Here is a 10,202-nt window from a genome sequence, read left to right on the forward strand (position 1 = left end):
AGCATATTTTTGTTTATTAAAACTTTCATTAAAAACTTCCTTCTATTTTTAAATTTAATTTTTTTGTTTTAGTAGGTGATGTTAAAAAGTGAAAAGTGCTTTTAAACATCGAAATACAGCTATTTAAAATGTGAAAAATTATATTTTCTTTTTCACATTTATTCACAAATTTCATATTGTATTTTATCCTTTTGTCAAAATTTTGTTTTTTAATTCAGTAACTTTTAGACTAAAATTTCATTAGTTTGTATTAGCTCATTTATCTTTTTAATATTATGACTAACAGCACTGTGATCTTTCATACCAAAATAGTTTGCGATTTGTGGCATTGAGTTTGTTGTAAGCATCTTTGCAAGATATATGATGATGCGTCTTGCTTCTACGATATTTGTAACTCTTGATTTGCTTTTTATATCACTTTGTTTGATATTTAGTTCTTTACTAACTATTTCAACGATAGTATCGAAATTTATATTTTCACGTTTTTCTTTGATCAAATCTTTTAATATACTTTTTGCAAGATCAAGTGTGATCTCTTCTTTCATAAGAGTTTTAAATACGTTTAAATTTATGATAGCTCCCTCGATCTCACGGATATTATCTCCCATATTTGTAGCTATGTAGTTTATGACCTCTTTATTTAGATCGATTTTATCAAACTCGCATTTTTTGATGATGATGGCTATCTTTGTATCAAGTTCAGGCGGCGTAATATCAGCCATAAAAGCCTTATCAAATCTTGAAATCATCCTATCTTCAAAGCCTTTTAGAGTTTTTGGAGGTCGATCTGAAGTCATAACTATTTGACCATTTTTTGCTAAAAGCTCATTATATGTGTTGAAAAATTCCTCTTGGATTTTATCAGTTTTACCAAGAAACTGCACATCGTCTATTAGTAAAACATCACAGTTTCTATACTTTTCACGAAATTTTGGCATTGAGTGGTTATTTATGTGACTGGTAAAATCTATCATAAATTGTTCGCTAGTTACGCAAATAACGGTTTTTCCTTTATTTAGGCAGTGATTTCCGACTGACTGGAGTAAGTGAGTCTTGCCAAGTCCCGTCGTGCCATAGATAAAAAGTGGATTATAAAGTACGCCAGGTTTTTCAGCGGCTGCTTTTGCGCTTAAAAATGCGTATTGATTTGACGCTCCACAGACAAAATTTTCAAATGTGTAGCTTGGATTTAAAATGCTACTTTGCGTTTTTATCTGCTTAACATTTATTTGATTTTGTTTTGATACCTTGCTACTTTTAGTAGATGAAATTTCTATATTTGGTTTTATGCCTGTTCTAACTTCATATAGATGAGCGATTTTATCAGCATATCTTGTATTTATAAATTTAGCCATTAACTCATTTGGTGCAGTAAATACTATAATATGATCGTCTGAAGCCTTTTCGTTAAATTTTAATTGTTTGATATAACTTTGGTATTCTTCAGGTGAAATTTGTGTTGAAAGATTTTCTAAAATTTCGTCTGCTATCAAATTTTTATGCCTTAAATTTCGAGAATTTTTATAGTGATACTATCTTAATTTTAATAAAACCTTTGTTAAACTCCGACAAACTTTTTCACATCGTGAAAAAGTCGTGAAAAAGTATTGAAAAGATAGTGATGAAAATTTTAGGAATCGATCCAGGAACGAAGAATTGTGGTTATGCAATACTTGAAAAAAATAAATTTAAAACTACTCTTCTTGAAGCAGGACTCATAAAAATAAAACCAAACACACTTCAATATCAAATTACCGAGCTTTGCGAGGGACTCGACTTGATTTTTAAAAATCATAAATTTGACGAGGTTGCGATTGAAGATATATTTTTTGCTTATAATCCAAAAACGGTTTTAAAGCTCGCTCAGTTTCGTGGAGCACTTAGCCTTAAAATTTTACAGCTTCATGGTGATTTTGCCGAATATACGCCACTTCAGGTTAAAAAGACGGTCACTGGCAAGGCTAAAGCTGATAAAGAGCAAGTAGCGTTTATGGTGAAGAAAATTTTAGGTATAAATAAAGAGATAAAACCACTTGATATCACAGATGCAATCGCGATCGCGCTAACTCACGCAAATAATTTAAGAATAAGCTAAATTTGATAGGAAAAAGATGGCAATAGTAAAAGCATTATTAATTGGCGAGGTGAAAAACTATGGCTCGCAAAGTGCTACTAATAAGCTAAATACACCATGGAGTTCAGCTATATTTAAAGTAGCTCAAAATGGTGAAATTTTTGCAAATGAACTTGGCTTTGTGGGCGATAGTGTCGCTGATATAAAGCACCATGGCGGTCCTGAAAAAGCTATATTTGCAAATTCGTTTGCAAACTATGCTCAGTGGGAGAAATTTTTAGGATTTAAAAATTTAGCTTATGGAGCTATGGGGGAGAATTTATGCATTGATGGATTTGATGAGAGTAGTGTCTGTGTAGGTGATATACATAAAATCGGCTCATTAGTCCTTCAAGTATCGCAGCCAAGAAAGCCTTGCTTTAAGCTCTCAAAAAGATGGGGTAATGAAAATATGGCTACTCACATCTTTGAAACTGGTCTTACTGGCTGGTACTACCGCGTAATAACACCAGGATCGTGCAAAGTGGGCGATGTGATAGAAGTTATAGAAAAAGATCCAGTTCATATGAGCATTTTAGAGATAAATAGGCTCTTTTTTACACCAAATGAAAATTTAAATTTACTAGAGAAATTTAACTCTCTTACTACTCTTCCAAAAAGTTGGTATGGTGACATGGAAAGACGTATTCAAGGTATTTATAGTACGGAATATATGAGAAATTTATAATAGTAAGTAAAAGTTTTGTTATTTTAATACTCACAAACATTCAGATATTACAAGGCTTATGTAAAATTTTTCATGAGCCTTTAAATTTTTAAACATTTTTTACGATAGAATTACCAAAAATTTAAAGGAGAAGATATGCCATTACTTGATAGTTTTTGTGTAGATCACGTAAAAATGCAAGCCCCAGGAGTAAGACTAGCAAAAAGTATGAAAACGCCAAAGGGTGATGATATCAGTGTTTTTGACTTGAGATTTTGCAAGCCAAATGAAGAAATTTTGCCAGAAAAGGGCACTCACACTTTAGAGCACCTTTTTGCTGGCTTTATGAGAAACCACCTAAACGGCAATGGAGTAGAGATCATCGATATCTCGCCGATGGGCTGTAGAACTGGCTTTTATATGAGTTTGATCGGCACACCTAGCGAAGAAGCTGTAAAAAAGGCATGGTTAGCCTCTATGAAAGACATCTTAGAAGTCAAAGACCAAGATAAAATCCCAGAGCTAAATAAATTTCAATGTGGCACTTACAAGATGCACTCACTTGATGAAGCACACACTATAGCAAAGAAAATTCTTGATCAGGGCTTAGTTATCATAAATAACGATGAGATTAAGCTTGACGTTGATGCTATGGGACTAAAAAAGCACTGATTTGAAGCCAGCTAAACAAGAAAATCAAGCCTATTTAAAAGAGCAAATTTTAACCTATCTTGGTAACAAACGCTCTCTTTTAGGCTTTATAGATCTAGGCGTAAAATACGCAAAAGACGAGCTTAAAAAAGAGAAGCTTAGCTGCTGTGATCTCTTTAGCGGAAGTGGCGTGGTGGCTAGGTTTTTAAAGCAAAATAGCGAATTCCTAGTCGCAAACGACTTGGAACTTTACAGCTTCATCACAAACTCATGCTACCTGCAAAACGCCACAAATGAACTAAAAAATGAGATAAATTTCTGGCAAAAAAAGCTTGAAAAAGAGATAGAAAATAACCTTTCTGAAGGCTTTATAACAAAACTTTATGCCCCACAAGATGATAAAAATATTACCGAGGGCGAGCGGGTCTTTTACACAAGAAAAAATGCTATATTCATCGACACTGCAAGAAGGCTCATAGATGAGCTCTTACCAGATGAAATGAGAAAATTTTTCATAGCTCCACTTCTTTATAATGCAAGTGTGCATGCAAATACAAGTGGAATTTTTAAAGGTTTTCATAAAAATAAAGAGGGCATTGGCCAGTTTGGTGGCAGGGGGCAAAACGCCATTTCAAGGATCACTTCTGATATAAATTTGACTAAGCCAATTTTCTCAAATTTTAATGTGCCTTTTGAGGTCTATCAAAAGGACGCAAATTTGCTCGCAAAAGAGCTTAATGGACTTGATCTAGTCTATCTTGATCCACCTTATAACCAGCACCCATATGGCTCAAACTACTTCATGCTAAATCTCATCGCAAGCTATGAAGAGCCAAGCAATATTTCAAAAGTTTCAGGCATCGCAAAAGACTGGAATAGATCAGTCTTTAATAAAAAATCGTCAGCAAGCGAGGCATTTTTCGAGTTGATAACAAATTTAAAGGCAAAATTTGTACTCATTTCGTTTAACTCAGAGGGCTTTATCAACCAAGATGAATTTGATCAAAACCTAAATAAAATGGGCAAGGTTCAACTACTGCGCCAAAAATACAATGCCTACCGCGGCAGCAGAAATTTAAAAGCTAGAAACATCCACGTAGACGAACTTCTTTACGTTTTGAAAAAGTAAATTTAGCTCCAGTTTCATCACTTCTAAAATCGCACTAATTTAAATGTTAGTTTTGCTCATCCTCTGGCAAGCACTTCTCAAAGATAAATTTATGCTCTTTTGGCAAGGCATCGTAGATGGCATTTGCTAAATTTCTTATCTCCCAAAGGGCTGATTTTGAGCTTCTTAGAGAGATGAAATTTTGTAAGCTTCTAGCATTTATGCTCCATGTAAGCTCAGTTTTATAGCACTCTGGCAAGCAGTATTTGACTATATCAAGGCTTTTTGTAGTTGAGGCTAAAATTTCGCGCAAATTTTCAAGCGCTTTTATGCTCGCGTTATCGACTAACTCATCATTTGTTAGCACGATAAATTTAGCCGCACGCTCAAACTGCCCTACTTCAAATTTCTCCTCTTTTTTTAGCTCTTTTAGCGTGTAGCGGGTTGATTTGACACTTAGACTTGCCAAGCGGTGACGAGCTAGCTCTTGAAGTAGCGCACGAGAGATACCTTGAATGTAGAAGTTATAGTATAGGTGCTCTAGCGTCGAGGCGTGTTTAAATTTATTACCTACTCTATCTATTAGCTCAACATCTTTTTCTCCACCGTTGTCGCCTTTTTCAAAGCTTTGCCAGCATGTGCGGATCGCATGTGAGCAGATATTTAGTGGAGTGTGATTTAGTAGTGTTACTTGCATTTTTTCTCTTTTGTAAAATTTTTTAACATTTTACAAAAAGAAGGCTGATTTTATTTGTAAATTTAAAGCATAAATTTCAAAGGGAGACAAACGCTCCCTTTTGTAAAAGTCTTAGTTATTATTGTTTTAATTGAAGAAGTGTATTTAGCATCTCGTCACTTGTTGTGATCGTTTTTGAGTTTGCTTGGAAACCTCTTTGGATTACGATAAGATCTGTTAGCGCACGGCTTAGATCGACGTTACTAGCTTCAAGTTTTGAAGCTGCGATCGTTCCCTTATCGCCTGTGCCAGCTGCACCGATAACTGCTTCACCTGAGTTTGCGGTTTGTGAAAAGACATTTCCGCCCTCACTTTGAAGACCTTCGTTGTTTGTAAAGGTAGCAAGTGCTACTTTGGCTAGGCCAAAGCTTTGTCCATTTGAAAATGAGCCTATTATCGTTCCGGTCTCATCTATTTTTATGCCATTTAGAGTGCCACCTGTGTAGCCATCTTGTGAGATTGACTCAGTTGATGAGTCTTTATCAAAGCTTGTTAAGCCGTTAAAATCAGTTCCAAGACCAAAATTTAGACTAATGTTTTGGCCACTTTGTGAGCCGTTGTTAGCTGAAAATGTTATCGTTGCTGGATGGAAACTTGCAAGTGAGCCATTTGCGTTAAATCTAGCTGTTCCAGTTATAACGTTATCTGGACCTTCACCTGTGTAGTTTATCTTAGCTGGCTCTGGTACTTGTATAACCATGCTCCACTCAGTTCCGCCATCTGTTGTAGTACCTGTCTTTGTCCATTTGATACTAACTGTGTGTTTTGAGCCAAGTGAGTCAAAAATTTCTGCCGTTGAGCCGTGGCTTGACATCATCATCTTTCCACTTGCTCTTAAAGCTTGGCCCGGGCTTAGTGCGCCATCAAGTGCTTTCATAATAGTTGTAAGCCTAACGTTTTCATTTATAGCTGAATTATTTGTACCTTGAGCTGGCTTTGTAAGACCAGTTGTTGTCATATAAAGTGCATGATCTGCTACTTCGTTTGATGGATTTTCTAGTTGAAATTGACCTAGTTTATTTACAGTGATCTTTACACCATCATTTGTATCATCACCTGCAAGTGCTTGAAGTGCCGCGATACCAGCTGCGTGTTTTGCATCCGGAGTACCAGTTGTATTGTTATAAGCAGTATTATAAGCTGTTTGATATACGGTGCTAGTTATGGCTGCCCCGCCAGTTCCAGGCGTTCTTCTATGTGCCGCTATTGCTTGTTTTGCAGCATCAAGTGCGTCTGAATTTGCTCTTATTTGACCATCACCGTTGTAGTCAATGTAGTTCCTTGCATCTTTTTGCATAGCAGCACGAAGATCTTCTGTTGTAGTTACTTGCCTTTCTTTCGCATCATTATATTCGTGAACTGCTGTTGTTTGTGAACTTGTATAGACATATTGATAAGCTGTGATAATATCTCGATTTTTTAAACCGCCATTTGCCACTCCCATTGCTGTCGTTGCTGCTACTAATTCATCACCAGTATTGACAGTTAAGTGAATATTTTTTGTCTCTTTTGTAGTACCTGAATTATTTCTATTTATAAGTGTTAGTTTATTACCTTCTGAAATTTCAGCTCTAACACCAGTTTTATTGTATTGAGCGTTAATAGCGGCTGCAACATCACTTATATTTGTTACATCTCCGGTTATATTTACACCATTTAATGTTATATTTAATTTTTTTGCAGTTCCATTAGTAAGTGAACCAATATTATTTGGTAATCCACTACCTATAGTAAATTTTTCAGTTTTAGCATTTGCGTAGCTTACCCAGATACCTTGTCCATCTCTTAAAGCAAGGCCATTTCCAAGCTCATCAAATGTAACACCAAGATCGACGCCACGCTCTGTTAGGCTTTGTTCTTTTCTTGAGTTCGTATAAAACTGATCGTTATTTACATCATTCTCGTTGTGGACTTCGTTTGGATCTAAAATTCCGTCATTGTTATAGTCACGTCCACCAGCAACCGAATCTAGTGAATAAATAGGAGTGCTTCTTTGGTCGATGGTGTTGCCTGAGTCAAGGTTGCCTTTTATCTTTACTTCTGTTGTAGCTCTTGCCGGAGTTGTAAGACCCTCTTTGATCACAATATTTTTTATCGGACCTGTTGAGTCGATAGTGCCAGTCTCTTCATCTCTTGTCCAACCTTGAACGACATAGCCACTATTGTTTACAAAATTTCCCGCTTTATCACGGACAAAGTCACCATTTCTTGTATAGTATCTTGTAGTTCCACCATCTGGAGATACGACGAAGAAACCATTTCCTTGAAGTGCAAGGTCTGTTTGCTTATCAGTAGATGTCAGTGTGCCTTGTGAGAAAATTCTTGTAGTTGAGTTTATAGTCGTTCCTAGACCTATTTGCATAGCATTTTGACCGCCTAGCTGACCTTGTGGAGCAGTAGCGACTCTTGGAGTTTGGCTTAGTATATCAGCAAAATTTGCACGGTTGTATTTATAACCATAAGTATTGACGTTTGCGATATTGTTGCCTTCTACGTCCATGGCTATCTGGTGGGCTTGTAGGCCTGAAACACCAGACCAAAGTGATCTCATCATTGACTTATCCTTTTTGCGTTTTAAATTTTTATATTTTTTTAAAAGCAAAAGATGTTCCAAAAATTTATATTGATAAAAAGCAGAAGAAATAAAAAGAATTTTGGCGTAATTAACGCCAAAATTTATCCAAGTATCATAGCTCCTACGATGCCACCGATGATAAGTGGGATGTTAAAAAATATAAACGTAGGCACACAAGTATCATATATGTGGTTGTGCTCGCCATCAGCATTTAGACCGCTTGTTGGCCCAAGTGTGCTATCGCTTGCAGGACTTCCAGCATCTCCTAGAGCTGCAGCTATACCAACTAACAAGATGATGGCTGGTACGCCAAAACCAAGGCTAACGCATAGTGGCACATAGATAGAAGCTAAGATAGGTATCGTGCCAAAGCTAGTGCCTATACCCATTGTTACAAGTAAACCAATAAGAAGCATCAAAAATGCTCCGCCTATCTTGCCGCCAGATACCAAGCTAGCATATTTTACAAGCTCGTCTATGCCACCACTCTCTCTTAGGATAGTGCCATAACCTGCAGCAACTAGCATGATAAAAGCGATAAATCCCATCATAGCAAGGCCATTATCCATGATCTTATCTACTTTTTTGTATTCGATACCACCAAAAACAACCATTACCAAAAGTCCAAGTAGTGCGCCAAGAGGTAGCAGCTCAGTATAAATTTGCACACCAAAAGCCACAACTGCACCAGCTAAAACCGCCCACTCTTTTTTAGTCATCTCAAGGCTTTTTGCGCGCTCGATCTCATCAAGCTCTTCTTTTTCAAATTTTGAAGTTTTATAAGCTCTTTTTTTACCGTAAAAAAGTATGGCAAGGATAAGTCCAATAAGCATCGAAGCGCCGCCTATCCACATAACAGAAGAGATATCAGAAATAGATGTGGTTATGCCGTTATTTGCTAGCTCTTTTTTTAAGATATTGTGAAAAAGCAGACCAAAGCCAACGCTAAGGCTTACATAAGGTGCTTGAAGACCAAATGTCAAAGCGCAAGCTACGGCACGTCTATCTATTCCCATTTTGTTCATAATAGCAAGAAGTGGCGGGATCAAAATAGGTATAAAAGCTATGTGAACTGGGATTAAATTTTGAGATAAGCACGCTATAAATGCGATAGTTAGTATAAAAATCACTTTATTTGAGCTAAGGAATTTACTCAAAGCATTTATCAAGATAGCAGTTAAATTTGTATTTGCGATGGCGGCTGCTAAAGCACCAAGTAAAATATAACTAAGCGATGTTTCAAGATTGCCTTGCATACCGCTTATGAGGCTTTGTGTAGTCTCTTTTAGGGCTGTAAAGAGGCTATCGATTCCACCTGCAATGCCACTTTCAAATCCACTAAATCCATGCTTATACATTACTCCCGCAACAAGAGCAGAGATAAGGATAGAAAGCAAGATGTTAAAACGCAATAGACAAAGTATCGTCATTACCAAAATGCTAAAAACAACAGGGTTAAATATAAGCATGAGCGTCCTTTTTGTGAGTGTTGAGAGATTATACAAATGTGTGGCTTATTAAATTTTAAAAAGAGTGGCTTAAGTGGGCTTGTGTTAAGATTTTGAGTAAATTTTAAAAGGAAAAAACGATGGATTTAGAGAAAATTTATAAAGAGGCTGGGGCATATTTAGAGGGACATTTTTTACTAAGCAGTGGCAATCACTCGCAGTTTTATCTACAAAGTGCAAAGGTGCTTGAAGATCCAGCTTTGGCTGGAAAGCTAGCTGACGAGCTTGCCTGTGTGATAGAGAAATTTGGTATTAAATTTGATAGTGTTTGCTCGCCTGCGCTTGGAGGAATTTTAGCTGGTTATGAGCTCGCACGTGCGGCAAAGAAACGATTTATCTTTACAGAGCGAGTCGAAAAGGTAATGAGTCTTAGACGTGGTTTTGAGGTGAAAAAGGGTGAGAAATTTATCGTTTGTGAGGATATCATCACGACCGGCGGCTCAGCACTTGAAGCAGCGCACGTGATAGAGAGCCTTGGCGGCGAGGTAGTTGGCTTTGCAGCGCTTGCAAACCGTGGCTTTTGTAAGGTTACAAATTTAGACAATGAAGCTAAGCCAAATGCTAAACTACCAAGCGATAAGCCATTTTTTGCTTTAGGAAATTTTGAGTTTGAAATTTATGAGCCTGAGCATTGCCCACTTTGTAAAAATGGAAGCAAAGCGATCAAACCTGGAAGCAGAGGCAACTAAAATTTATACTATAAATATAGCTATCTTTCTTTTTTAAATTGATCGATAGCTAAAATTTTTAGAAAAATCCAAAAATAGTACTTATAGAAAAATTTTAATCAAGACTTCAAATCATTTCAACAAAAATTTATAGTTTAATTTTTAAAAGTAATCTG

8 protein-coding genes and 1 pseudogene are annotated in these 10,202 nt (G+C 36.4%); 5 read left to right on the forward strand and 4 right to left on the reverse strand.

Annotated features, from left to right (window positions below; genetic code table 11):
* Positions 1 to 183: 183 nt before the first annotated feature.
* Positions 184 to 1,493 (reverse strand): annotated as a pseudogene (gene dnaA / locus F3H01_RS05315) (chromosomal replication initiator protein DnaA).
* 122 nt (positions 1,494 to 1,615) lie between these two features.
* Between dnaA and ruvC the strand changes: the two are divergent.
* The 4 genes from ruvC (at position 1,616) to F3H01_RS05335 (ending at position 4,560) form a co-directional block, all read left to right on the forward strand.
* On the forward strand, positions 1,616 to 2,095 hold the full coding sequence (gene ruvC, locus F3H01_RS05320; RefSeq protein WP_178140253.1) for a crossover junction endodeoxyribonuclease RuvC: 480 nt from the start codon (positions 1,616 to 1,618) through the stop codon (positions 2,093 to 2,095).
* A 16-nt stretch (positions 2,096 to 2,111) separates the two neighbouring features.
* Complete coding sequence (locus tag F3H01_RS05325; protein WP_103649216.1) at positions 2,112 to 2,801, forward strand: MOSC domain-containing protein; 690 nt, start codon at positions 2,112 to 2,114, stop codon at positions 2,799 to 2,801.
* Between the two features lie 135 nt (positions 2,802 to 2,936).
* Positions 2,937 to 3,452 (forward strand): S-ribosylhomocysteine lyase, encoded by a 516-nt coding sequence (luxS, locus tag F3H01_RS05330; protein WP_103649217.1) that lies wholly within the window; start codon positions 2,937 to 2,939, stop codon positions 3,450 to 3,452.
* A gap of 1 nt (position 3,453) precedes the next feature.
* A complete protein-coding gene (locus tag F3H01_RS05335; RefSeq protein ID WP_149725078.1) occupies positions 3,454 to 4,560 on the forward strand; it encodes a DNA adenine methylase in 1,107 nt (368 codons plus the stop codon).
* 46 nt (positions 4,561 to 4,606) lie between these two features.
* On the opposite strand, the gene thyX is transcribed toward F3H01_RS05335, so the two are convergent.
* The 3 genes from thyX to F3H01_RS05350 all read right to left on the reverse strand — a co-directional run bounded on the left by thyX (position 4,607) and on the right by F3H01_RS05350 (position 9,319).
* On the reverse strand, positions 4,607 to 5,236 hold the full coding sequence (gene thyX, locus F3H01_RS05340) for an FAD-dependent thymidylate synthase (protein ID WP_149725079.1): 630 nt from the start codon (positions 5,234 to 5,236) through the stop codon (positions 4,607 to 4,609).
* Between the two features lie 118 nt (positions 5,237 to 5,354).
* Positions 5,355 to 7,829 carry a flagellar hook protein FlgE gene (flgE, locus tag F3H01_RS05345; protein WP_149725080.1) on the reverse strand — a complete coding sequence of 825 codons (2,475 nt, stop codon included), beginning with the start codon at positions 7,827 to 7,829 and terminating at the stop codon, positions 5,355 to 5,357.
* 122 nt (positions 7,830 to 7,951) lie between these two features.
* Positions 7,952 to 9,319, reverse strand: coding sequence for a Na+/H+ antiporter NhaC family protein (locus F3H01_RS05350; protein WP_085658391.1), 1,368 nt, complete (start codon positions 9,317 to 9,319; stop codon positions 7,952 to 7,954).
* Between the two features lie 119 nt (positions 9,320 to 9,438).
* Here F3H01_RS05350 and pyrE point away from each other — a divergent pair, with 119 nt between their 5' ends.
* Complete coding sequence (pyrE, locus tag F3H01_RS05355; RefSeq protein ID WP_084041979.1) at positions 9,439 to 10,047, forward strand: orotate phosphoribosyltransferase; 609 nt, start codon at positions 9,439 to 9,441, stop codon at positions 10,045 to 10,047.
* Positions 10,048 to 10,202: the final 155 nt, after the last annotated feature.

The organism is Campylobacter concisus (assembly GCF_902460875.1).
Lineage (GTDB): Bacteria > Campylobacterota > Campylobacteria > Campylobacterales > Campylobacteraceae > Campylobacter_A > Campylobacter_A concisus_AA.

Bases quoted from the DNA above. Each gene is read 5' to 3' on its own strand.
- F3H01_RS05325 (WP_103649216.1), top strand. From the start codon at position 2,112: ATGGCAATAGTAAAAGCATTATTAATTGGCGAGGTGAAAAACTATGGC.
- luxS (WP_103649217.1), top strand. From the start codon at position 2,937: ATGCCATTACTTGATAGTTTTTGTGTAGATCACGTAAAAATGCAAGCC.
- thyX (WP_149725079.1), bottom strand. From the start codon at position 5,236: ATGCAAGTAACACTACTAAATCACACTCCACTAAATATCTGCTCACAT.
- flgE (WP_149725080.1), bottom strand. From the start codon at position 7,829: ATGATGAGATCACTTTGGTCTGGTGTTTCAGGCCTACAAGCCCACCAG.
- F3H01_RS05350 (WP_085658391.1), bottom strand. From the start codon at position 9,319: ATGCTTATATTTAACCCTGTTGTTTTTAGCATTTTGGTAATGACGATA.
- pyrE (WP_084041979.1), top strand. From the start codon at position 9,439: ATGGATTTAGAGAAAATTTATAAAGAGGCTGGGGCATATTTAGAGGGA.